At 66.0% G+C, this 23,436-nt stretch carries 24 protein-coding genes and 1 tRNA gene; 21 read left to right on the top strand and 4 right to left on the bottom strand.

The genetic code is table 11. The features are described 5' to 3' along the window. The first annotated feature begins 36 nt into the window (after positions 1 to 36). From surE to JLDANKMP_RS00445, 5 genes are all read left to right on the top strand, one after another. Positions 37 to 816 (top strand): 5'/3'-nucleotidase SurE, encoded by a 780-nt coding sequence (gene surE / locus JLDANKMP_RS00465; protein ID WP_010485979.1) that lies wholly within the window; start codon positions 37 to 39, stop codon positions 814 to 816. Further along, positions 813 to 1,490, top strand: a complete 678-nt coding sequence (locus tag JLDANKMP_RS00460; RefSeq protein WP_005409009.1) for a protein-L-isoaspartate(D-aspartate) O-methyltransferase — start codon at positions 813 to 815, stop codon at positions 1,488 to 1,490. Before surE ends, JLDANKMP_RS00460 begins: the two co-directional genes overlap by 4 nt. 18 nt (positions 1,491 to 1,508) lie before the next feature. Beyond that, positions 1,509 to 2,123: a YqaA family protein gene (locus JLDANKMP_RS00455; RefSeq protein WP_005409010.1), complete on the top strand. Its 615-nt coding sequence runs from the start codon at positions 1,509 to 1,511 to the stop codon at positions 2,121 to 2,123. Further along, positions 2,120 to 2,911: a peptidoglycan DD-metalloendopeptidase family protein gene (locus JLDANKMP_RS00450; protein WP_005409011.1), complete on the top strand. Its 792-nt coding sequence runs from the start codon at positions 2,120 to 2,122 to the stop codon at positions 2,909 to 2,911. Before JLDANKMP_RS00455 ends, JLDANKMP_RS00450 begins: the two co-directional genes overlap by 4 nt. A 187-nt stretch (positions 2,912 to 3,098) precedes the next feature. Continuing rightward, complete coding sequence (locus JLDANKMP_RS00445; protein WP_212560325.1) at positions 3,099 to 3,590, top strand: hypothetical protein; 492 nt, start codon at positions 3,099 to 3,101, stop codon at positions 3,588 to 3,590. 25 nt (positions 3,591 to 3,615) lie between these two features. On the opposite strand, the gene JLDANKMP_RS00440 is transcribed toward JLDANKMP_RS00445, so the two are convergent. After that, positions 3,616 to 3,990 carry an Mth938-like domain-containing protein gene (locus tag JLDANKMP_RS00440; protein WP_005412930.1) on the bottom strand — a complete coding sequence of 125 codons (375 nt, stop codon included), beginning with the start codon at positions 3,988 to 3,990 and terminating at the stop codon, positions 3,616 to 3,618. A 13-nt stretch (positions 3,991 to 4,003) separates the two neighbouring features. Then, a complete protein-coding gene (yhbY, locus tag JLDANKMP_RS00435; RefSeq protein WP_004152868.1) occupies positions 4,004 to 4,309 on the bottom strand; it encodes a ribosome assembly RNA-binding protein YhbY in 306 nt (101 codons plus the stop codon). Positions 4,310 to 4,374: 65 nt separating this feature from the next. Between yhbY and rlmE the strand changes: the two genes are divergently transcribed. The 15 genes from rlmE to JLDANKMP_RS00360 all read left to right on the top strand — a co-directional run bounded on the left by rlmE (position 4,375) and on the right by JLDANKMP_RS00360 (position 19,709). Beyond that, positions 4,375 to 5,007: a 23S rRNA (uridine(2552)-2'-O)-methyltransferase RlmE gene (gene rlmE / locus JLDANKMP_RS00430; protein WP_005409014.1), complete on the top strand. Its 633-nt coding sequence runs from the start codon at positions 4,375 to 4,377 to the stop codon at positions 5,005 to 5,007. Positions 5,008 to 5,076: 69 nt separating this feature from the next. Beyond that, positions 5,077 to 7,011 (top strand): ATP-dependent zinc metalloprotease FtsH, encoded by a 1,935-nt coding sequence (ftsH, locus tag JLDANKMP_RS00425; protein ID WP_212560324.1) that lies wholly within the window; start codon positions 5,077 to 5,079, stop codon positions 7,009 to 7,011. A gap of 102 nt (positions 7,012 to 7,113) precedes the next feature. After that, positions 7,114 to 7,299 (top strand): hypothetical protein, encoded by a 186-nt coding sequence (locus JLDANKMP_RS00420; protein ID WP_005409016.1) that lies wholly within the window; start codon positions 7,114 to 7,116, stop codon positions 7,297 to 7,299. A gap of 565 nt (positions 7,300 to 7,864) precedes the next feature. Further along, positions 7,865 to 8,761 carry a dihydropteroate synthase gene (gene folP / locus JLDANKMP_RS00415; protein WP_005409017.1) on the top strand — a complete coding sequence of 299 codons (897 nt, stop codon included), beginning with the start codon at positions 7,865 to 7,867 and terminating at the stop codon, positions 8,759 to 8,761. Further along, positions 8,761 to 9,714, top strand: coding sequence for a tRNA (adenosine(37)-N6)-dimethylallyltransferase MiaA (gene miaA / locus JLDANKMP_RS00410; RefSeq protein ID WP_212560323.1), 954 nt, complete (start codon positions 8,761 to 8,763; stop codon positions 9,712 to 9,714). Before folP ends, miaA begins: the two co-directional genes overlap by 1 nt. A gap of 95 nt (positions 9,715 to 9,809) precedes the next feature. Then, positions 9,810 to 10,085, top strand: coding sequence for an RNA chaperone Hfq (hfq, locus tag JLDANKMP_RS00405; RefSeq protein WP_004152891.1), 276 nt, complete (start codon positions 9,810 to 9,812; stop codon positions 10,083 to 10,085). A 14-nt stretch (positions 10,086 to 10,099) separates the two neighbouring features. After that, entirely contained in the window at positions 10,100 to 11,410 is a 1,311-nt protein-coding gene (hflX, locus tag JLDANKMP_RS00400; RefSeq protein WP_005412934.1) for a ribosome rescue GTPase HflX, read from the top strand. Between the two features lie 120 nt (positions 11,411 to 11,530). Further along, positions 11,531 to 12,025 carry a nicotinamide-nucleotide amidohydrolase family protein gene (locus tag JLDANKMP_RS00395; protein ID WP_005409020.1) on the top strand — a complete coding sequence of 165 codons (495 nt, stop codon included), beginning with the start codon at positions 11,531 to 11,533 and terminating at the stop codon, positions 12,023 to 12,025. A gap of 34 nt (positions 12,026 to 12,059) precedes the next feature. Beyond that, the gene (gene ubiB / locus JLDANKMP_RS00390; protein WP_212560651.1) at positions 12,060 to 13,742 is read left to right on the top strand and encodes a 2-polyprenylphenol 6-hydroxylase; all 1,683 of its coding nucleotides are present in this window, start codon (positions 12,060 to 12,062) and stop codon (positions 13,740 to 13,742) included. Between the two features lie 207 nt (positions 13,743 to 13,949). Beyond that, a complete protein-coding gene (lexA, locus tag JLDANKMP_RS00385) occupies positions 13,950 to 14,585 on the top strand; it encodes a transcriptional repressor LexA (protein ID WP_005412936.1) in 636 nt (211 codons plus the stop codon). A gap of 204 nt (positions 14,586 to 14,789) precedes the next feature. Further along, complete coding sequence (recA, locus tag JLDANKMP_RS00380; RefSeq protein WP_005412937.1) at positions 14,790 to 15,827, top strand: recombinase RecA; 1,038 nt, start codon at positions 14,790 to 14,792, stop codon at positions 15,825 to 15,827. 110 nt (positions 15,828 to 15,937) lie between these two features. Next, the gene (gene recX, locus JLDANKMP_RS00375; protein WP_005409024.1) at positions 15,938 to 16,429 is read left to right on the top strand and encodes a recombination regulator RecX; all 492 of its coding nucleotides are present in this window, start codon (positions 15,938 to 15,940) and stop codon (positions 16,427 to 16,429) included. 109 nt (positions 16,430 to 16,538) lie between these two features. Beyond that, on the top strand, positions 16,539 to 19,187 hold the full coding sequence (gene alaS, locus JLDANKMP_RS00370; protein WP_212560322.1) for an alanine--tRNA ligase: 2,649 nt from the start codon (positions 16,539 to 16,541) through the stop codon (positions 19,185 to 19,187). 147 nt (positions 19,188 to 19,334) lie between these two features. Next, on the top strand, positions 19,335 to 19,538 hold the full coding sequence (gene csrA, locus JLDANKMP_RS00365) for a carbon storage regulator CsrA (protein ID WP_004152909.1): 204 nt from the start codon (positions 19,335 to 19,337) through the stop codon (positions 19,536 to 19,538). Positions 19,539 to 19,616: 78 nt separating this feature from the next. Further along, positions 19,617 to 19,709: transfer RNA gene (locus JLDANKMP_RS00360), tRNA-Ser, on the top strand. Between the two features lie 74 nt (positions 19,710 to 19,783). Here JLDANKMP_RS00360 and JLDANKMP_RS00355 read toward each other — a convergent pair. Continuing rightward, the gene (locus tag JLDANKMP_RS00355; protein WP_212560321.1) at positions 19,784 to 20,245 is read right to left on the bottom strand and encodes a DUF4189 domain-containing protein; all 462 of its coding nucleotides are present in this window, start codon (positions 20,243 to 20,245) and stop codon (positions 19,784 to 19,786) included. A 120-nt stretch (positions 20,246 to 20,365) separates the two neighbouring features. Continuing rightward, the gene (locus JLDANKMP_RS00350; RefSeq protein ID WP_212560320.1) at positions 20,366 to 22,696 is read right to left on the bottom strand and encodes a TonB-dependent receptor; all 2,331 of its coding nucleotides are present in this window, start codon (positions 22,694 to 22,696) and stop codon (positions 20,366 to 20,368) included. A gap of 226 nt (positions 22,697 to 22,922) precedes the next feature. Here JLDANKMP_RS00350 and JLDANKMP_RS00345 point away from each other — a divergent pair, with 226 nt between their 5' ends. Continuing rightward, positions 22,923 to 23,405 (top strand): hypothetical protein, encoded by a 483-nt coding sequence (locus JLDANKMP_RS00345; protein ID WP_033834139.1) that lies wholly within the window; start codon positions 22,923 to 22,925, stop codon positions 23,403 to 23,405. Positions 23,406 to 23,436: the final 31 nt, after the last annotated feature.

The following is a 23,436-nucleotide window of genomic DNA, read 5'->3' as shown; positions in this document are numbered from 1 at the left end:
ATCGAATTCTTGGAAAATCAAGCGGTTAAATCGAAGATGCGAATCCTGGTCAGTAACGACGATGGCGTCGACGCCGCAGGCATCCGGATGCTTGCTTCGGTGCTGCGTGAGGCCGGTCACGAAGTCACGGTGGTCGCGCCCGACCGCGATCGCTCCGGCGCCAGCAATTCGCTGACCCTGGACCTGCCGATCCGCCTCAAGCGCATCGACCATTACACCGTCTCGGTGGCCGGTACCCCGACCGACTGCGTGCACCTGGCGCTGACCGGGCTGCTCGAGTTCGAACCCGACATTGTCGTGTCCGGCATCAACAACGCCGCCAACCTCGGCGATGACGTGATCTATTCCGGCACCGTCTCGGCGGCGATGGAAGGTCGCTTCCTCGGCCTGCCGGCGGTGGCGGTCTCGCTGGTCACCCGCAACCACGATCCGAAACACTTCGAGACCGCCGCGCGCGCTGCGGTGGAGATCGTCGCCCGGCTCAAGGCCGATCCGTTGCCGGCTGACACCATCCTCAACGTCAACGTGCCGGACCTGCCGTGGAGCGAGGTCAAGGGCTTCGAGGTCACCCGCCTGGGCAACCGCCATCGTGCAGAAGGCTGCATCGCGCAGAAGGACCCGCGCGGCAACGAGGTCTACTGGATCGGCCCGGCCGGTCGTGAGCAGGACTCCGGCCCCGGCACCGACTTCCACGCGGTGCGCACCGGGCATATCTCGATCACCCCGATCCAGGTCGACCTGACCCGCTACCAGGCACTGGAGAAAGTGGCCAGCTGGGTCGGCGGCCTCAGCGCCGCGCTGGACCAGCCGGCATGAGCCCACGCCTGCGCCTGCAACCGGAAGCCGTCGGCATCGGCATGACCTCGCAGCGTGTGCGCGACCGCCTGGTCGATCGCCTGCGCGAGGCTGGCATCGTCGACGAGTCGACCTTGAATGCGATCCGGGTGGTGCCACGTCATCTGTTCATTGACGAAGCGCTGGCGTCACGCGCTTACGAAGACACCGCCCTGCCGATCGGCCACGGCCAGACCATCTCCCAGCCGTGGGTGGTGGCGCGCATGACCGAAGCCGTGCTGCAGGTCTCGCCAAAGAAAGTGCTGGAAGTCGGTACCGGCTCCGGCTACCAGGCCGCCGTGCTCGGCGCGCTTGGCCTGGAGATCTACACCGTCGAACGCATCGGCGACCTGCTGCGACAGGCGCGCAAGCGCTTCCGTGCGCTGGGCATGAACATCCGCACCAAGCATGATGATGGCCGCGCCGGCTGGGCCGAGCACGGCCCGTTCGATGCCATCGTCGTCACCGCCGCGGCGCCTGCACTGGTCGATGAACTGGTCGGGCAGCTGGCCGAGGGCGGCCGCCTGGTGGCGCCGGTCGGCGGGCCGGGTGGGCAGTCGCTGGTGCAGCTGGACCGCAGGGCTGACGGCAGCATCGAACAACGCGTGCTGGCGCCGGTCACCTTCGTGCCGCTGCTGTCCGGCATGCTCGACTAATCCACGGAGCAGGGTTGCATGAAGATTTTCGGGCCGCTGTACGAGCGGGCGATGAAGTGGGCGGCGCACGAACGCGCGCCGACCTACCTGACGGTGTTGAGCTTCTTCGAGGCGATCATCTTTCCGGTGATGCCGGAAGTGATGCTGGCGCCGATGTGCGTGGCCCAGCCCAAGCGCGGCTGGTGGTTCGCCACCCTCAGCCTGGCCGGCTCGATGGTCGGCGCGCTGATTGGCTATGCATTGGGCCATTACGCCTTCGAAGCGATCAAGCCGTTGTTCGAAGCACTGGGCATGCTGCCGGCCATCGAGCAGGGCATCACCACCGTGCAGGCCAAGATGGCCGAGTCGCCGTGGGCGGTGTTCACCTTCCTGGTGCTGGGCGGCTTCATGCCCATCCCGATGAAGGTCTTCACGTGGGCATCGGGTATCGTCGGCGTGCCGATGCCGCAGTACCTGTTGAGCATGCTGATCGGTCGCGGCAAGCGCGTGTTCGTGCTGGCCGCGGTCATCCGTATCGGTGGTGCGCGTGCTGAAGCGGCACTGCGTCGCTGGATTGAACCGCTGGGCTGGATCGCCACCGCGTTGGTGGTGGTGCTGATCGCCTGGCTTGTATGGAGGTCGAAGTTCGCATGAATCCTGATCGTCTGAGCAAGGGAGTGCGCATCGGCGCGCTGGCGTTGCTGGTTTCCACCCTGGCTGCCTGCGGCACCGCAACCGTGGTTCGTCCTGGTGGTGGCAGCACCGGTGGCGGTGTGACCACGCCGAAGACCTCGGTGCCCAAGCCCGGGCAGACCGTGGTGGTGCGCAAGGGCGATACCATCTATGCGCTGGCCCGCATCCATGACATCACCCCGGCCGACCTGATTGCCTGGAACAGCCTGGACAACCCCTCGACCATCCATCCGGGGCAGGTGATCCGACTGTATCCGGCCGGTGCCAGCGGCGGCCGCGCGCCGACCACGGTGGTCACCCCGCCGCGCTCGGGTGGCAGCAGCGGCGGCAGCACCACATCGGCCCCGGCCCCGGCGCCGGTGGGTCCGGTGAAGAGCAACATCGCCTGGCGCTGGCCGGCCGATGGCGCGATCGTCGGCCGCTACGTTGCCGGCGATGCGACCAAGCAGGGCGTGGACATCGCCGGCACCAGCGGCCAGCCGGTCAAGGCCACCGCCAACGGTGTGGTGGTGTACTCCGGCGCCGGCCTGGTCGGCTACGGCGAGCTGATCATCATCAAGCACAGCGACCAGTGGCTGTCGGCCTATGGCCACAACCGCAAGCGCCTGGTGAATGAAGGGCAGAGCGTGAAGGCCGGTGAGCAGATCGCCGAGATGGGCCGCACCGGTGCGAACCGCGACATGGTCCACTTCGAGATCCGCTACAACGGCAAGCCGGTGGACCCGCAGCAATACCTGCCGGCACGCTGATCGTCGTTGGATCGGGGAGCGCCGGGCCACGCCCGGCGTTCCCGACCTGTAGCGTCGAGCCATGCTCGACTCGCTGCACGCCATTGGCCGCCGTGGGCGGTCATTTGCGACCTTGAGTGGCGCATTTCAAGCTTCCCGGTAAGCCAGGGAAGCGGCATGCTTCAACGGCCCCCCAATCCGGTGCCGCATGTCTCGCCCAACAGCCCTTTTCGTGCTGCTCATCGTCGCGCCATTGGCGGCCGCCGCCAGCAGCGATCCACGTGACGTGGTCACCCGTCTCTACGACGCCATCCAGGCACCGACGTCGAACGAAACGGCCATTTCCCCGCTGCTGGGTGAGGCCCTCCGCTCAGCCATCGCTTCGCAGCGTGCATATGAACAGGCCTGCACCGCACTGGCGGCGCCCGATGAAAAGCCGCACATGCTGGACCAGAGCCCGTATCTGCTGGCGCCGGATCGACCGCAAACGATATCCGTGGGAATGCCCGGATCGAGCGGTGACGCCACCTGGATCCATGTCGACATGGCCGTGGGCGACTATCGCTGGACCGACCGGGTCCTGCTGCAGTGGCAGGACCGGGACTGGAAGGTCATGGATATCCGCTGGGGGCAGGGCGGCAACCTGATTGGCCGGCTCAAGGCGTTCTCGGCATTCCGCTGCACACCTTCGGGCAGCTAGCCGGGAGCCACCCGGCGACTCGACCTCAGCCTTCCAGAATGAAGGCGGCGGCGACCTTGCGGCCTTCGCCGGCCAGGATGTTGAAGGTGCGCGCGGCGGCTGGATTGTTCATCACTTCCAGGCCGATGCCGCGTGACAGGCAGGCGGCCATCACCACCGCCGGCGGGAACACCTGACGGTCACCCGTGCCGAGCACGATCAGCGCAGGGTTCAGCGCCAGGATCGGCTCCAGGTCAGCCAGCTGCAGCGCAGTGGCGCTCACCACCGGCCATTGCGTGACCAGCTGGTCCGGGGTCAGGAAGAAACTGCTGCCCAGTGCCTGGTCATTCACCTTGGCCGAGCGGCCATCGGCGGCACGGAGGCTATAGGCGTAATCCGGCGGTTCGTGGTTCAGCTGCATGGCAGTAGGGCGATCAGCCGCGCGGCAGCACGATCTGGCGCTGTTCCTTGCTCGGGCGGTACAGCACGGCGACGTGGCCGATGCGCTGCACCAGCGCGCTTTCGGTGGCTTCGACGATCTCGCCGATCATCACGTCACGGGCGTCGCGGTCTTCGGCAGCGACCTTCACCTTGACCAGCTCGTGGCGCTCCAGCACTTCGTTCAGCTCAGCGATGAAGGCCGGGGTCACACCCTTGCCGCCGGTCTGCAGCAGGGCCTTCAGGTCGTGGGCTTGGCCGCGCAGGAAACGGGTCTGGGAGGCGGTCAGGGCGATGGACATGCAGGAAAATACGGTTGAATGGGGCGATCAGGGTATCATGAGGACCCCATCAGCCCCTATTTTCAATGGCTACCCGCAGCAAAAGCAGCCAGCGCTGGCTCAAGGAACACTTCTCCGACCCCTTCGTGAAGAAGGCCCAGGCCGAAGGCATGCGCTCGCGCGCCGCCTACAAGCTCGAAGAGCTGCTGGAACGTGACCGGTTGCTGAAGCCGCACATGGTGGTGGTCGACCTCGGTGCCGCCCCGGGCGGCTGGTCTCAGCAGGTGCGGAGACAGATCGGCGACACCGGTCGCGTGCTGGCGCTGGACATCCTGGACATGCCGCCGCTGGCCGGCGTGGAGTTCCTTCATGGTGACTTCAGGGAAGAAGCCGTTCTATCGCAGTTTGAAGCCATGCTCGGGGATCAGCCGGTAGACCTTGTGCTGTCGGACATGGCCCCCAATAAGAGTGGTGTAGGCGCGGTCGACCAGCCGCGGATGATGCACCTGGCGGAGCTGGCCCTGGATTTTGCCGACAACCACCTGAAGACCGGTGGGGCGTTCCTGATCAAGCTGTTCCAGGGTGAAGGCTTTGACGACTACGTGCGCGACATGCGTCGCCGGTACGACAAGGTCTCCATCCGCAAGCCGGAAGCGTCGCGCAAGCGCTCTCCCGAGGTGTATGCCTTGGGTCAGGGAAAACGCGCCCACATGAAGTAAGCTCGCAACGTACGCAAGTTCGACCCCAACGCAACGCCAGCACTGAGAGGAACACCGGAGCCAATGAGGATGAACGACTTGACCAAGAACCTCCTGCTATGGGTGGTCGTCGCCGTCGTGCTGATGGTGGTCTTCCAGAGCTTCTCGCCGAAGTCCTCCGGGGCCGGCGGGCAGGGGGCGTCTTACTCGCAGTTCCTGGACCAGGTGGACAGCGGCAACGTGCAGAAGGTCGCCTTTGGCGGCGACATGCGCGGCGGCACCAGCCAGCTGACCTACACCACCCGCGGTGGGCAGTCGTCCACCATCACCGCGCCGTTCGATCGTGACCTGATCAACGTGCTGCGTACCAAGAACGTGGAGATCGTGCAGGAGGAGCCGTCCAGCGGCATTTCCCTCGGCGCGATCCTGATGAATTTCCTGCCGGTCATCCTGATCATCGGCTTCTGGTTGTTCATCATGCGCCAGATGCAGGGCGGTGGCGGCGGTGCCAAGGGCGCGATGTCCTTCGGCAAGTCGCGCGCCAAGCTGCAGGGCGAAGACCAGATCAAGGTTACCTTCGCCGACGTCGCCGGCTGCGACGAGGCCAAGGAAGAAGTGGGCGAACTGGTCGACTTCCTGCGCGACCCGTCCAAGTTCACCAAGCTGGGCGGCAAGATTCCGCGCGGCGTGCTGATGGTAGGCCCGCCGGGTACCGGCAAGACGCTTCTGGCCAAGGCCATCGCCGGCGAAGCCAAGGTGCCGTTCTTCTCGATCTCCGGTTCGGACTTCGTGGAAATGTTCGTCGGCGTCGGCGCCAGCCGCGTGCGTGACATGTTCGAGCAGGCCAAGAAGCACGCGCCGTGCATCATCTTCATCGACGAAATCGACGCCGTCGGCCGCCACCGTGGCGCCGGCCTGGGCGGCGGTCACGACGAGCGCGAGCAGACCCTGAACCAGCTGCTGGTCGAGATGGACGGTTTCGAGGGTGGCGAAGGCGTGATCGTGATCGCCGCGACCAACCGTCCGGACGTGCTGGACCCGGCGCTGCTGCGCCCGGGCCGTTTCGACCGCCAGGTCGTGGTCGGCCTGCCGGACGTGAAGGGCCGCGAGCACATCCTCAAGGTCCACATGCGCAAGCTGCCGCTGGCTGACGACGTCGAGCCGATGGTGATCGCGCGTGGTACCCCCGGCTTCTCCGGTGCGGACCTGGCCAACCTCTGCAACGAGGCGGCCCTGTTCGCCGCGCGTGGCAACGAGAAGGAAGTCCGCATGGACCACTTCGACCGTGCCCGCGACAAGATCCTGATGGGTGCCGAGCGCCGCTCGATGGCCATGAGCGAGGACGAGAAGACCCTGACCGCGTACCACGAGGCCGGCCACGCCATCGTCGGCCGCCTGGTGCCCGAGCACGACCCGGTCTACAAGGTCACCATCATTCCGCGCGGCCGCGCGCTGGGTGTGACCATGTACCTGCCGGAAGGCGACAAGTACTCGATGAACCGCGTGGCGATCCAGTCGCAGCTGTGCTCGCTGTACGGCGGCCGCGTCGCCGAAGAGCTGATCTTCGGCGAGGACAAGGTCACCACCGGCGCCTCCAACGACATCGAGCGTGCCACCAAGATGGCCCGCAACATGGTCACCAAGTGGGGCCTGTCCGAGCAGCTCGGCCCGATCGCGTATGGCGAAGAGGACGACGAGGTGTTCCTGGGCCGTTCGGTCACCCAGCACAAGAGCGTGTCCAACGACACGGCGCGCCGGATCGACGAAGAAGTGCGCAACATCCTCGACAAGGCCTACGCCCGCACGACCCAGCTGCTGACCGAGAACATCGACAAGCTGCACGCGATGTCGCAGCTGCTGCTGCAGTACGAGACCATCGACGCGCCGCAGATCGACGCGATCATGGAAGGCCGCGATCCGCCGCCGCCGGCGGGCTGGAGCAAGTCGAACAAGGATGGCGGCAACGACAAGGGCGGCGACGCCCGTCCGCTGCCGCCGATCGCAGGCCCGGCCGAATCTCACTGACGGCCCGCTGCAGGTGACACCAGACGAGGCCGGGGCAACCCGGCTTCGTCGTTTCCGGGCCACTGGCCCATCCCGAAGAACCGATCTGACGCTGGAGCCCGCATGTCCGCCCCGAAGCCCGAACCGATTTCCCACACTGCCGAAATGGTGATCGCCACCGTGGTCGGCGTGGGTGTGGGCCTGGGGGCCGACAACCTGCTGCTGGGCTGCGTGGTGGGTATCGGGGTCGGCATCGTGCTGAGCATCGCCAAGACCCTGTACGTGGACCGCAAGCGCCGCCGCCGTTGAGGGGGTGTCGGCAGGGCTGCGCCCTGCACCCGGGGTAGTGCCGGCCGCTGGCCGGCAACCTCAACAGCAACAGCAACAGCGGGCTTTCCGTAGGATGGCGGGGCGGTGTCGGAGTGCGGGGACGCTGCAAGTACGTCCCTGTAAGCTTGGCAGCCGCATCCATGCGGCTGACACCCCGCCCTCCGACACCGCCCCACCTCTGACAGATTCCTGCTGCTGTTGGTAGGTGTCGACCTTGGTCGACACGGTGGATCCACGCCATGCGTGGATGCACTTCGATTCCAATTCGAAATATTCGATTCCGATGGAGATTCATCCACGCATGGCGTGGATCTACTGCAGATCGCGGAGATCTGTCGAAGGCGGGGTGGGTCCGGTTGCGGGGGCGTGAGCCGCATGGATGCGGCGACCGAGCCTACATGGACGTATTTACGGCGTCCCCCGCAACTGGACCCACCCCGCCATCCCACAGGAAACCCGCTGTTGCTGTTGCTCTGGCCTCTGCGGGTGCAGGGCGCCGCCCTGCCGAACTAAACTACCCGCCGTTGTCCCTGCAGGATTGCCCATGTTCGATACCTCGCCCCAGCTCGATTGCGCTGGCCGCATCCTGCGCCTCGACCGTGCCCGGGTCATGGGCATCGTCAACGTCACCCCGGACTCCTTCTCCGATGGCGGCGCGCACGACACCACCGAGGCCGCGGTCGCACATGGCCTCAAGCTGGTCGAGGAGGGCGCGGACCTGCTGGACATCGGCGGCGAATCGACCCGGCCGGGCGCTGCGCCGGTATCGGTGGAGGAGGAACTGCGCCGGGTGATTCCGGTGATCGAGCAGCTGGCCGCACGCACCCGGGTGCCGATCAGCATCGACACCTTCAAGCCGGAAGTGATGCGCGCGGCCGTGGCGGCTGGCGCCGGCATGATCAATGACATCTACGGCCTGCGTCAGGAAGGGGCGCTGGACGCCGCCGCTGCAACCGGCGTGCCGGTGGTGCTGATGCACATGCAGGGCGAGCCAGGCCACATGCAGGCCGATCCACATTACGACGACGTGGTCGCCGAGGTGCACGGCTTCCTGGTCCAGCGCCTGTTCGCTGCCGAGATGGCGGGCATTTCGAAGAAGAACCTGCTGATCGATCTCGGTTTCGGTTTCGGCAAAACCACTGCCCACAACATGACCCTGCTGGCACGCTCCGAGCGGTTCCTGGAGCTGGGCGTGCCGATGCTGGCTGGCCTGTCGCGCAAGCGCAGCCTGGGCGAACTGACCGGTCGCGACACGCCGTCCGAGCGCGTGGCCGCCTCGGTGGCCGCGCACCTGATCGCGGTGCAGCGCGGCGCACGCATCGTGCGCGTGCATGACGTGGCCGCCACCGTTGATGCACTGAAGATCTGGCAGGCAGTCGAGGCCGTGCCAACGCCGCGCGCCGACGCCACGCCGACGATCCGCTGGCCGGACGAAGACTGATGGGCATCGACCGGCGGCCACTGGCGATCGCCGTGATGGGGCCGACCGCCAGTGGCAAGACCGCCACCGCGATCGCCCTGGCGAAGCAGCTGGATGGCGAGATCGTCAGCGTCGATTCGGCGCTGGTCTACCGGCATCTGGATATCGGCTCGGCCAAGCCGGATGCGGCCGAGCGGGCGCAGGCGCCGCACCATCTGCTGGACCTGCGCGATCCGTGGCAGACCTATTCGGCGGCCGAGTTCGCCGCCGATGCCGGCCGCGTCGTGGCCGACATCGTGGCACGCGGCAAAACGCCGATCCTGGCAGGTGGCACGGGGCTGTACTTCCGGGCCCTGCTGCAGGGCCTGTCGCCGATGCCGGAGGCCGACCCGGTGATGCGCGAAGCACTCAGCACCGAGGCGGCCGAGCGGGGCTGGGCGGCACTGCACGCAGAACTGACCAAGGTCGATCCAGCCGCAGCCGCACGTATCCATGCCACCGACCCGCAACGCATCCAGCGGGCGTTGGAGGTCTATCGCCTCACCGGCACGCCGATCAGTGAATGGCAGCGCCGGCCGGGCGTCGCGCCATTGCCGGTGCGCACCCTCAAGCTGATCCTCGCCCCGCGTGACCGCGCGGTACTGCACCAGCGCATCGAGGCGCGCTTCGACACCATGCTGGCGCAGGGCTTCCTGGACGAGGTGCGGGCACTGCGTGCAATGCCGGAAATGGCCGCCGTGGCGGCGCCGCTGGACCTGCCGGCGGTGCGCGCGGTTGGCTATCGCCAGGCCTGGGAATACCTGGACGGGGAGGGCGATGCCGCCCGTTTCCGTGACAAGGCAATCTTCGCCACCCGGCAGCTGGCCAAGCGCCAGCTGACCTGGCTGCGCGGCGAGCTTGATGCGCGCTGGTTCGACCCCCATGTCGATGGGGAGCGCCTGGCCGGCGCGGTGTCGACCTTCGTCGCACGCTGAACCCCCGCCAGCCGTGTAACATCATCGGTCGGCGGGCGGCTCGGGGCCGTGGCAACCGTCGGCAACCCAATAAGAACAATAATCAGGAGTGTGCAATGTCCAAGGGGCAATCGCTGCAGGATCCTTTCTTGAACGCACTGCGGCGCGAACGCGTGCCGGTTTCGGTGTACCTGGTCAACGGCATCAAGCTGCAGGGCACGATCGAGTCGTTCGACCAGTTCGTGGTCCTGCTGCGCAACACGGTCAGTCAGATGGTCTACAAGCACGCCATTTCCACGGTCGTTCCGGCACGCAACGTGAAGGTTGGCCCGGGCGGTGGTTACGTGCAGTCGGGTGAAGGTGGTCAGGCAGGTGATGAAGCAGACGAGTAAGACCGGAGCGGTGAATGTTTGACCGCTCGAAAAAGGGCGAACACGCCCTCTTGATCCAGCCCCATTTCGGCAAGCTGGAAGACGATGTGCTGGAAGAATTCGGTGATCTGGCCCGCTCGGCTGGGGCCAGCATCGCCGCGACGATCACCGCGCGCCTGGACCGTCCGAATCCGTCGACCCTGATCGGCAGCGGCAAGCTGGACGAGATCAAGGCTGCGGCCGACGCCAGCGGTGCCGACCTGATCCTGGTCAACCATGCGTTGAGCCCGGGCCAGGAACGCAATCTGGAACGCTTCCTCGAGCGCCGGGTGATCGACCGTACCGGCCTGATCCTGGACATCTTCGCCCAGCGTGCGCACAGCCACGAGGGCAAGCTGCAGGTCGAGCTGGCGCAGCTGCGTCACCTGGCCACGCGGCTGGTGCGCGGCTGGACCCACCTCGAGCGCCAGCGCGGTGGTTCGATCGGCCTGCGGGGCCCGGGTGAAACCCAGCTGGAAACCGACCGCCGCCTGCTGCAGAAGCGGGTCGAACAGCTGCAGAAACGCCTGGAAAAGGTGGAAGTGCAGCGCACCCAGATGCGCCGTGCACGCGTGCGCAGCGAATTGCCGCGCGTGGCCCTGGTGGGCTACACCAACGCAGGCAAGTCGACCCTGTTCAACGCCATGACCGGCGCCGAGGCTTATGCCGCCGACCAGCTGTTCGCGACGCTGGACCCAACCGTGCGCCGCATTGCGGTGCCGGGGGGCAACGTGGTGCTGGCCGACACCGTCGGTTTCGTACGCGACCTGCCACATGACCTGGTCGCCGCGTTCCGTTCGACCCTGTCCGAAGCGCGCGAGGCCGATTTCCTGCTGCACGTGGTCGACGCCGCCGATCCGCATCGCGAGGAGCGCATCGCCCAGGTCGACGAGGTGCTGACCGCGGTCGGTGCCGGCGACCTGCCGCAGCTGCTGGTGTTCAACAAGATCGACCGCATCGACGGTGCCGACGTCCGCCACGACGGCCAGGATGGCATCCCGGACGAATCGCGCCGCGAGCGGGTGTGGATTTCCGCACGCGACGGGCAGGGCCTGGAGCTGCTGCAGGCGGTGCTGGGCAAGCGCCTGGGCCTGCAGCACGTCACCGGCGAACTGCGCCTGCCACCCGATGCCGGCCGCCTGCGCGCGCGCCTGCACCAGCTGGAAGTGATCCGCAGCGAGCAGGCCGATGAAGACGGCTGGCTGCTGCAGGTCGACCTGCCGATCGCCGAAGCCGAAAAGCTGGCCGCCAGTGCCGACGGCGCGCCGATCCGGGCGCTGCTGCCGGAGAAGCTGCCGGAGTGGTGAGCTAGCGGCCAATCCCCGGTAATGCCGGCCGCTGGCCGGCGCCAGCCGTGCTGGAGGGGCGCGACATCCGCCTGTGATCTGCGGTACAACGTGCAGGTTCTTCACCCCACCGTCATGCCGATGTCCATCCCCACCGACGCCGACCTCAACGCCCAGTCCGCCGCGCTCGGGCAGCGCCTGCAGCAGGCTTCGCTGCAGCTGGTGACCGCTGAAAGCTGCAGTGGTGGCTGGATCGCCAAATGCATGACCGACATTGCCGGTTCCTCGGCGTTCTTCGACTGCGGCATGGTGGTCTACAGCTACGAGGCCAAGCAGCGCCTGCTGGGTGTGCGCGCGCAGACCCTGGAGCAGTTCGGTGCGGTCAGCCGCGAAACCGTGCTGGAAATGGTGTCCGGTGCGCTGGTCAATTCGGGTGCCGGCATCGCCGTCGCGGTGACGGGCATCGCCGGTCCCGGCGGCGGCAGCCCGGACAAGCCGGTCGGCAGTGTCTGGATCGGCTGGAAACGCCGGGGCGGCTATGCCCGCGCCGAGCTGTTCCAGTTCGATGGCGACCGCGAAGCCATCCGCCGGCAAACCGTGGCGGCGGCATTGCGCGGTATCGACGCCCAGCTGTGACATGCTGCTCCGGTAATCGTCCGGAGCACGCATGATGTGGGAAACGCTGGGCACGGTCCGTGACCTGGGCCGACTGCAGGAAATTGCCGTCGTCCTGATCCGCTATGGCTTCGGCGACGTGGTGCGGCGCATCGGCCTGGCCAGCACATTGGAGCGGGCAGGGCGCCTTCTGCACTGGAACGAGGAGCGGCAGGAACTGCTGCGGATGACCGCACCGGTGCGCGTGCGCAGCGCGATGCAGGATCTCGGTCCCACTTTCGTCAAGCTCGGGCAGGTGCTGGCGACGCGCGTTGACCTGCTGCCGCCGGAATGGATCGCTGAGCTGTCCGAACTGCAGAACGCGGTACCTGCGCTGCCGTATGCGGACATCCGTGAGCAGCTCGAGGCCGACCTTGGCGCACCGCCTGCAGACGTGTTCGCGTTCCTCGATGAAACCCCGATGGCTGCCGCCTCGCTGGCGCAGGCCCATCGCGCGCGCCTGCATGATGGTCGCGAGGTGGTGCTGAAGGTGCGGCGCCCCGGCATCCGCGATGTGGTCGAGGCCGACCTGCGTCTGCTGGCCCGCCTGGCCGAGATCGTTGAAGCGCGACTGCCGGACCTGCGTCGTTACCGCCCGGCCGAAGTCGTGCAGCAGTTCACCGTATCGCTGCGCCGCGAACTGGATTTCGCGGCGGAATGCCGCAATGCCGAGCGCATCGCGCGCAACTTCAGCGGCCGTGACGACATACTGATTCCGAAGGTGCACTGGCAGTGGACCTGCGAGAGCCTGAACGTGCAGGACTTCGTCGAGGGCATTCCCGGCCGAGACCTGGCCGGCGTCGATGCGGCGGGCCTGGACCGGCGCGAGCTGGCACGGCGTGGCGCCGGCATCGTGCTGAAAATGGTGCTGGAGGACGGCAGCTTCCACGCCGATCCGCACCCGGGCAACATCATCTATCTACGTGATGGCCGCATCGGCGTGATTGATTTCGGCATGGTCGGCGCCTTGTCGGAAGTCCGGCGTTTCCAGGTGGCGCAGCTGCTGCACGGGCTGGTCGAGCAGGATCCGCAGGGCGTGGCCGACGTGCTGCTGGACTGGGCCGGCGGTGTTGAGGTGGACGAGAACCGGCTGCAGCACGACATCAGCCAGTTCGTAGATCAATACCGTGGCGTGCCGCTGAAGGACCTGCGCATCGGCCTGATGCTGGGCGACATCACCCAGCTGCTGCGCAGCTACAGCCTGACCCTGCCGGCTGACCTGGCGCTGATGATCAAGGCGTTCCTGACCCTGGAAGGCATGGGCCGGCAGCTGGACCCGGATTTCGACATGGCCAGTGCCGCGCGCCCGTTCCTGGAGCGGGTGGTGCTGCAGCGCTACGCGCCCAAGGCGCTGCTCAAGCGCGGCCGCCGCAGCCTGCTGGGCCTGGTCGACTTCGCCGGTGAGCTTCCCCGCGACCTGCGCAAGCTGGTGCAGGCGGCGCGCCGGGGACGCCTGCAGTTGAAGGTGGAAACCACGGCGCTGCAGGGCTTCGGCGAACAGGTGAACCGCGCAGCGAACCGGTTGGTGATGGGCATCGTCACTGCTGCGCTGATCATCGGTTCCTCGATCGTGATGCACAGCGTCGGCGGCGTCTCCAGCCGCTGGCTGCTGGCGCTGGGCGTCTGCGGCTTCATCGGCGCCGGCTTCTGCGGCGTGTGGATCCTGTTCTCGATATGGAGAAGCGGTAAACACACGTGAGTGTGTTTACCGCAGCGGTTCCCAACGGGAACCGCGGAATCGCTGCGCGATTCCTGTAGAGCCGACCGCTGGTCGGCTGCCTTTGCTCCTGGTGCCGGGCCATACCCGGCGACGCTTGCCGAGCATGCCTCGGCCCAACAGGCCCGCACCACTCCATGTCGTTTGCGGCACTTGCAGTCCCGGATATTAGTAGTAATACTACTAACCATGGACCTGACCGACACCCAGCAGGCGATCCTGCAGTTGATCGCCGAGCGTATCGAGAGCGAAGGCGCGCCGCCCTCGCAGACTGAAATCGCACGTGCGTTCGGCTTCAAGGGCGTGCGCGCGGCCCAGTACCACCTGGAAGCCCTGGAGCAGGCCGGTGCGATCCGTCGCATCCCGGGCCAGGCCCGCGGCATCCGCCTGGTGCAGGCACCGCCGGTCGAGAAGCTGGCCGAGCCGGGCCTGCCCGACAGTGTGCTGCGCCTGCCGGTGCTGGGCCGGGTTGCGGCCGGCCTGCCGATCGGCGCCGACATCGGCTCGGACGATTTCGTGGTGCTGGACCGGGTGTTCTTCTCGCCCGCGCCGGACTACCTGCTGAAGGTGCAGGGCGATTCGATGATCGACGAGGGCATCTTCGACGGTGACCTGATCGGCGTGCACCGCACCCGCGACGCCCATTCCGGGCAGATCGTGGTGGCCCGCATCGATGACGAGATCACGGTCAAGCTGCTGAAGATCGCCAAGGATCGTATCCGCCTGCTGCCGCGCAATCCCGACTACAAGCCGATCGAGGTGCTGCCGGATCAGGACTTCGCGATCGAGGGCCTCTATTGCGGCCTGCTGCGGCCCAACCGTTGACCCGTTCCATAGCGCATTACCCCGCGGTCTTTTGTGGCGATTCTCTGGTTCCACTGAGGTTGGTACGGATGTCCGATAATTCTTTTCAGAGCGCCGGGCAGAATCTCAGCCTGTGCGATACGTCCGACTTAAAGTGAACCCATGGCAAAGAAGACCCCCAAAGACAGCACCTCCAACGACACGACCTCTGCAAGGACCAATCCGATGGACGAGAACAAGAAGCGCGCCCTCGCTGCAGCTCTGGGCCAGATCGAAAAGCAGTTCGGCAAGGGCTCGGTGATGCGCATGGGCGACCGCGTGGTCGAACCCGTCGAAGCCATCCCGACCGGTTCGCTGATGCTCGACATCGCGCTGGGCATTGGCGGTCTGCCGAAGGGCCGTGTCGTCGAGATCTACGGGCCGGAATCCTCGGGCAAGACCACCTTGACCCTGCAGGCCATCGCCGAATGCCAGAAGATGGGCGGCACCGCGGCCTTCATCGACGCCGAGCACGCGCTGGACCCGATCTACGCCGCCAAGCTGGGCGTGAACGTGGACGACCTGCTGCTGTCGCAGCCGGACACCGGTGAGCAGGCGCTGGAAATCGCCGACATGCTGGTCCGTTCGGGTTCGGTCGACATCCTGGTGATCGACTCGGTTGCCGCGCTGACCCCGAAGGCCGAAATCGAAGGCGAGATGGGCGACCAGCTGCCAGGCCTTCAGGCCCGCCTGATGAGCCAGGCGCTGCGCAAGCTGACCGGCAACATCAAGCGCTCCAACACCCTGGTGATCTTCATCAACCAGCTGCGCATGAAGATCGGCGTGATGATGCCGGGCCAGAGCCCGGAAACCACCACGGGTGGCAACGCGCTGAAGTTCTACGCCTCGGTCCGCCTGGACATCCGCCGTATCGGCGCGATCAAGAAGGGTGACGAGATCATCGGTAACCAGACCAAGATCAAGGTCGTCAAGAACAAGCTGGCACCTCCGTTCAAGCAGGTCATCACCGAGATCCTGTATGGCGAAGGCATCAGCCGTGAAGGCGAGCTGATCGACATGGGTGTGGATGCCAAGCTGGTCGAGAAGGCTGGCGCCTGGTACAGCTACGGTGAAGAACGCATTGGCCAGGGCAAGGACAACGCCCGCGGCTACCTGCGCGACAACCCGACTGTCGCCGCCAAGCTCGAGGCCGAGCTGCGCGAGAAATTCCAGCCGGCCGAAGCGGCCCGCGAGGAAGGCGACGACGAAGGCGAAGACGAATAAGGCTTGCTGTGGGGCAGGGTGGCGCCGTCAGTGACGTCGCCCTGTCCCGCAGGTTCGAATCGCCCAGGGATGGGCTGGGCGCCACGGATGGCGCCACCCTTGGAGTACCCATGTCCGACGCCGAAGACATTCCGACCGGCCGCAAGCGCCGGCCGCGTGAGCAGACCCCCGTGCAACGGGCACTGGGCCTGCTGGTCCGCCGCGAGCACTCGCGCAAGGAACTCACCCGCAAGCTGACCGCCCGTGGCATCGAAGACGAAGCCGCGCAGGCCGCTGTCGCCAAGTTGACCGAGGCCGGCTGGCAGGACGACACCCGTTTTGCCGAGAACCTGGTGAGGATGCGCGCCAACACCGGTTATGGGCCGATCCATGTCCGCGCCGAGCTGGGGACCCACGGCCTGGACAGTGCCGCGATTGCCGCAGCGATGGACAGCTACGAAGGCGACTGGCAGGAAAACGCCCGTGATCTGGTCCGCCGACGCTTTGGCGAGGCCGGCCCGCAGGACCTGACACAGCGGCGCAAGGCTGCCGATCTGCTGGCCCGACGCGGCTTCGACGGCGACAGCATCCGCCGCGCAACCCGCTACGACCCGGATGACTGAGACTGGCGGCGCCGGGCCTGATACCCTTTAGGTTTTCGGCGGTCCCTCGCGACCCTGGCCAACGCGGCCGGTGGTCCGGGTCCGCCGGCCCGCAGACTGCCAGCCCCCAATGAACGCATCCGCCAAATTCACGACTTCCCAGATCCGCAGCGACTTCCTTGAATTCTTCAAGGGCAAAGGCCACACCATCGTGCCGTCGGCGCCGCTGGTGCCGGGCAATGATCCGACCCTGCTGTTCACCAACTCCGGCATGGTGCAGTTCAAGGACGTGTTCCTTGGCGCGGAAAAGCGCAGCTACGTGCGCGCGGCCGACGTCCAGCGCTGCCTGCGCGCGGGCGGCAAGCACAACGACCTCGACCAGGTCGGCTACACCGCGCGCCACCACACTTTCTTCGAAATGCTGGGCAACTGGTCGTTCGGCGACTACTTCAAGAAGGACGCGATCGCCTGGGCCTGGGAACTGCTGACCCAGGTCTGGAAGCTGCCGGCCGAACGCCTGCTGGTCACCGTCTACCAGACCGATGACGAAGCCTACGAGCTGTGGCGCGACATGGTCGGCGTGCCGGAAGAGCGCATCGTGCGCATCGGCGACAACAAGGGCGCACCGTTCGCCTCGGACAACTTCTGGCAGATGGCCGACACCGGCCCGTGCGGCCCGTGCACCGAGATCTTCTACGACCACGGTGACCATATCGCCGGTGGCCCCCCGGGTTCCCCGGATGAAGACGGCGACCGCTTCATCGAAATCTGGAACCTGGTGTTCATGCAGTTCGACCGCCAGCCCGACGGCACCCTGGTACCACTGCCGGCGCCGTGCGTGGATACCGGCATGGGCCTGGAGCGCCTGGCGGCGATCCTGCAGCACGTGCACACCAACTATGAGATCGACCTGTTCCAGGCGCTGATCCGCAAGGCCTCCGAGCTGACCGGCACCGCCGACCTGGAAAACAAGTCGCTGCGCGTGATCGCCGACCACATCCGTGCCTGTTCGTTCCTGATCGTCGATGGCGTGCTGCCGTCCAACGAAGGCCGCGGTTACGTGCTGCGCCGTATCATCCGCCGCGCACTGCGCCACGGCTGGATGCTGGGCGTGCGCCAGCCGTTCTTCAGCAAGCTGGTGCCGACCCTGGTCGAGCAGATGGGCGAAGCCTATCCGGAACTGCCGGCTGCGGTGGACACTGTCACCCGTGCGCTGCAGGCCGAAGAAGAGCGTTTCGCCGAAACCCTCGATGCCGGCATGAAGATCTTCGAGGACGTCGCGGGCAAGGCCAGCAATGGCGTGATCCCGGGCATTGACGCCTTCCGCCTGTACGACACCTATGGTTTCCCGCTCGACCTGACCCAGGACATCGCCCGCGAGCGCGACCTGACCGTCGACATTGCCGGCTTCGATGCCGCGATGGAGCAGCAGCGCGAGACCGCGCGCGCGGCCGGCAAGTTCGGTGGTGGCGTGACCCTGCCCGCCGAGCTGGTGGCGACCCTGAGCCCGACCCTGTTCCTGGGCTACGATCGCCTGCAGGCTGACGGCCTGACCGTGCTGGCCCTGCTCAAGGACGGCCGTCCGGTGCAGTCGGCCGATGCCGGTGACGCAGTCATCGTCATCACCAACCAGACCCCGTTCTACGCCGAGTCCGGCGGCCAGGTCGGTGACACCGGCGTGCTGACCGGCAACGGCGTGCGCCTGGCGGTGGACGACACCCAGAAGTTCGCCGGCCAGTTCCATGGCCATGTCGGCACCCTGTCCGAAGGCGGCCTGAAGGTCGGCGACGTGCTCTCCGGCCAGGTCGATGGCGAGCGCCGTGGCGCCACCATCCTCAACCACTCGGCCACCCACCTGCTGCACGCCGCCCTGCGCGAAGTGCTGGGCAGCCACGTGCAGCAGAAGGGCTCGCTGGTCGCTCCGGACCGCCTGCGTTTCGACTTCTCGCACTTCCAGCCGATCAGCGCGGAAGAGCTTGCCGTGATCGAGCGCAAGGTCAACCAGCAGGTGCGCGCCAACAACGCCGCTGAAGTACACAACATGGGCATGCAGGAGGCGCTGGATTTCGGCGCGATGGCCCTGTTCGGCGAGAAGTACGGCGAGCACGTGCGCGTGCTGAAGATGGGTGACTACTCCACCGAACTGTGCGGTGGTACCCACGTCAACCGTACCGGCGACATCGGCCTGTTCAAGATCACCTCCGAGGGCGGCGTCTCCGCGGGCGTGCGCCGCATCGAGGCTGTTACCGGCCAAGGTGCGCTGGATTACGTGGACGCCGAAGAGGCCCGCCTGGCCGAGGCCGCTGAACTGCTCGGTGGCAGCGCTGCCGACGTGGTCGAGAAGATCCGTGCCCTCGGCCAGCGCCAGAAGCAGCTGGAGCGCGAACTGGAGGCCGTGAAGGCCAAGGTCGCCGCCGGTGCCACGGCCGATCTGTCCGGCCAGGCCGTCGAGGTTGCTGGCGTGAAGGTACTGGCTGCCCGCCTGGAGGGCTTCGACGCCAAGGCCCTGCGTGACGCCATGGACCGCCTCAAGCAGCAGCTGGGCGACGCGGTGATCGTGCTGGCCGGCGCCCAGGACGGCAAGGCCGCCCTGGTCGCGGGTGTGAACGGCAGTGCAATGGGCAAGGTCAAGGCCGGGGAACTGTTGTCCCATATCGCCAGTCAGATCGGGGGCAAGGGCGGCGGACGCCCGGACCTCGCCCAGGGTGGTGGCGAGGACGGGCCCGCCCTTGCCACTGCGCTGGCTGCAGTCGTCGAATGGGTCAGCCCCCGCCTGTGATGAACCTGGCCGTCCCCCTCCTTGTAGGAGCGGGACGGCTGACGGTACCATTGCGAATCTTTTCCCTTTGTCGTGGTAGCGCTTCTTGACGGAGCGTCAAGCCGGTGGGGGATACCCTTCCACACGGTTCCATGGAGACTTACAAAAATGTTGATCCTGACTCGCCGCGTCGGCGAAACCCTGATGATCGGAGACTCGGTGAGCGTCACCGTGCTTGGCGTCAAGGGTAACCAGGTGCGTATCGGCATCACCGCGCCGAAGGACGTTGCTGTGCATCGCGAAGAGATCTATCAGCGCATCCAGCGCGGTGACGAAGCCGGTGGCACCGGTAGCGAAAATTCTGCCGAATAACGCTTTACCTTCGCACTCGATTAACGTTATGATTCACGCCCCGCTGAGGTGCAACGCACCAGACGCGGAGAAAACCCCGGAGTGATGCCCGAGTGGCCGAAGGGGCTCCCCTGCTAAGGGAGTATAGGGTCAAAAGCTCTATCGAGGGTTCGAATCCCTCTCACTCCGCCAGATACAAAGAAGCGCCTGCAGATCCTCGATCTGCAGGCGTTTTTCTTTATCCGACACTCGCAGCGTGGAGCTGACTATCCTGGCTGATCGGTGCGGGAGGCAGGCGTTGGCATGGGCGCGGGTGTCGTCGCCGGCGCCGGAGCGGGTGTACCCGGCAGCCGTGGCGGTTCAATGTGGCGAGGTGGAATTTCCCGCCACAGCAACGCAAGCGTGCAGTCGTTGGCACGTTCCCTGCACATTCTTTCGGCCTTCCGCTGCGCGGCGTCCGCGGTCTTCTCGCCCAGTGCAAAGCCCAACGCGATCGTGCCGGTCGCTATGGCCGAATAGCCTTCGCTGGTGGTGCTGGCGGACTGACCGCAATTGCGTGATCGCGCTGCGCAGTAGTGCAGCGACTGCTGCATCGCAGTGGTGAGGGAAGACTGGTTCATCGAATAGCCGTAGCGGCCATCCTTGTCGTAGGTGATCGCAGACGCAGCACTTGCGGCTGATGAAACGGACAACAACAGCGCCAGTGAAACCGCATGCTTCCAGTTCATCACGCTCTCCTCTTTTGCCGATGGTGAATCAACCGGTGAATGTGGCGCAACCCCGCAGGGGGGCGGGGGAGAACGCCTGCAGGCCATTTGCCCGCAGGCGCGTACCGACGCGTTCGATCCTCAGAGCTTCACCGTCACGCCCACCTGGAAACCGCGCCCGGGCAGCGGCGCGATGTACTTCAGCGGCGAGTTGTGCGGCCGTGCTTCTTGATTGAGCAGGTTGCTGCCGTTGACGAACACCTCCATGCCGGCGATGTAGCTGTTGCGTACCGGCAGCTCACGGCTGACCTGCAGGTCGACCAGGTTGAACGCATCCAGTGGCACTTCCTCGCTGACATTGCGGCCCAGGTACTTCTGCGTGTCGTAGTAGGTGCTGGACAGCTGCGCCTTCCACTCCTCGCGCTGCCACTGCAGGGTGGCACCGTAGCGGTTGGTCGGCATGTTCGGCAGGTACTCGCCGTCATTGTGGGCACGCAGCGAATCGGGGCGGTCGGCCTTGTTCTTCACCAGGTCGGCGAAGGCGGACACGTTCAACGTGCCGTAGCGGCCCAGGTCCAATGCCTGCGAGGCATCGATCTCGAAGCCCTTCACCGTGGTGTCGGTCTGCTTCCAGTACTTCAGCGGCAGGCGGTTGGCGGTCTGCACGCCCGAGTAACCCAGGTACAGATAGTTCTCGTACTTCATCCGGTACGCGGTGGCCGACAGTTCGAAACCACCAAGGTGGAACAGGCCGGTCAGTTCCAGGTTCTTCGCGCGCTCCGGTTCGAGGTTCTGGTTGCCTTCTTCCTGGGTCATCACCGAATAGTGGGCATTGCTCGCATACAACTCGTTGATCTCCGGTGCGCGCTGCGAGGACGAGTAGCGCACCTTGGCGGCGAACAACGGACCGAGCTCGACATACGATCCCAGGCTGTAGCTGTTGAGCCGGTAGTCGCGGTCCTGCAGTTTCGTGTTGGCGGCATTGCGCGCGATCTTGAAGCGGCTTGGTTGCAGGTCATGGTCAACGCGCTCGTGGCGCACGCCAGCGTCGAAACTGGCCCAGCCGAAGTCCAGCGTCTCCTTCAGGAACACCGCGTTGCTGCGGGTGTCGACGTCAGGCAGGTAGCGCAGCGAGCCACTGCCGGTGACATCACGCGACTGGTGGCTGAAACCCAGCATGCCGCTGAGCGGACCGACGCGCTGATGGCTGAGCAGCAGATCGGCCTGGGTGCTCTCGAAATCGTAGTCGTTGGCGCGGGTGGCACCCAGCCGCTCGCCCGAGGTGTTGTCCAGCTTGGAAACGCGCAGTTCGGCGCGCTCGAACCACGGCAGCGGATCGCGCAGCAGGGCTTCCAGTGCATAGCGTTCCTGCTTGATCACCACCCCCACCGGCAGCCCGTTGGCATAGTTGGAGCCGAACGACAGGTTCTGCATCGAGAACCCCGGCACGCCGTATTCACTGTCCTTGGCATCGATGCTGATACCCACGTAACCACGGTCGAAGAACAGGGTCGACCCGAGCGCCACCTGCGAATTTCTCGCGTAGCTGTTGCCCAACCGGTGATGGTAATCGGGCGTCACATCGTTGTTGATCTGCTTCTGCACGTACGAAGGCGTGCCGGGTACGTAGGCCGGGTTGACCGGATTGATGTAGGTGCGGCGCTGCCAGACCGAAGTCGGATTGTTGGTGTAGAAGGAGAAATCGCCGTCGGCCCAGTCCGGGTTTTCGGTCATGAACTGGTCGATGTAGGGCTGCGACGCCTTGTTGTAGATCTGCTGGACGCGCGCTTCCTTCTGGCAGCTGTCGGCGAGGGCCGAGTTGACACCACCGGAGGCCGGGAACAGCCCGCTGTTGCAGACGCCGGCCTTGCTGTTGCCGGGAATATCGTAGTGCGAGATGTGCTGGCGCGAGACCTGCAGGTTGGTTGAGATATTGCGCTGGTTGTTGAAGTTCATGCGGAAGCCCTGCGCATCGGCGGCGTTGAAGCCCTTGCGCAGGACCAGCTCCATCGACTGGTCCTTGTCTTCCATGCGGCGCGAAATCAGGCCCGAATCGATCTCCACGCTGCCGCCGATCGCATTGCCGCCGTAGCGCACGGTGTCGGAAGACTTGTTGACGGTGACGCTGCGTACGAACAGCGGATCGAACGGGATGTTGATGTCGCCGCTGATCGCGTTCATCCCGAGGATGGACTGGCCGTCCTGCAGGATCTGCACGCGGTTGCCGCTGAGGCTGCGGATGACCGGGGCACCCGCGTTCGGCCCGAAAGCACTGTTCTGCACGCCGGAGACGTGTTCGAGCAGGCCGCCCAGGGTGCGGTTCTGCGCCTGTGGGTTGTCGACGGTGACCCGGCTGTCGATACGGGAGGGCTGGCTGGCCTGGACCTGGAGGGTGGGGAGGGTGGGTTCGTCCGAGGCCTGGGCGCTGTGGACGGCGAACAGAATGGCGGTAGCAAGGAGATGGCGACGCATGGCACGGTCCGTGAAATTGGCGTGAAATGTTATAACGTAACTATTCAGGTCAACAAGAGCGGAAACCGCCTCGATTCAATGGGGCAGGGTGCTTTGGCCTCTCGGGATGGGACGGAGTCTCCCTCGTTCAGCGCACCGCCTTGCGCGTGCTGCTGGCGACCGGCACGATCTGGGCACTGCCCCGCAACGCCCCACGCAGAGCTTCCTCATTCAAACGGAGCCCCGTATGAAGCTGTTGTCCGCTGTGTTGTTGTCTGCGCTTTCGCTCTCCGCCGTTCCGGCGCTGGCGGTGGAAGCTTCGCCCTCGCCGCTGCTGGGGCGCTGGTCGCTGGATATCGCCACGTCTGCGTTACCCGAAGCACAGCGCCCGAAGCAGGTGGTGCTGGAGTTCAAGGACGCCGGTGCGGGTCGGTGGAGTTCACACGTTGACATCGTCCTGCACGACGGCAAGACCATGAAATCCGACGGCACGTTGGCGCTCGACGGTACGCCGGGGCCCTTGTCCGGCACCTACGGCGCGGACAAGGCCAACCTGAAACTGCCGGCGCCGAATACCCTGGTGATGCAGCTGGTGGACCACGGTACGCCGGCCTCCACCCGCATCTATACCGTGGCGGCCGACCGTACGACGATGACCGAGACCAAGGCGTTCTACGGCCACGACGGCACGCCGATCCTGCAGACCAACCTGTTCAAGCGGATACCGTAGCGGCGCCGCCTGCGCCATGCCCACGGGGAGG

The organism is Stenotrophomonas sp. PE591 (assembly GCF_018320795.1).
GTDB classification, from domain to species: Bacteria; Pseudomonadota; Gammaproteobacteria; order Xanthomonadales; family Xanthomonadaceae; genus Stenotrophomonas; species Stenotrophomonas maltophilia.
This window is presented reverse-complemented; position numbering and strand designations above follow the sequence as displayed.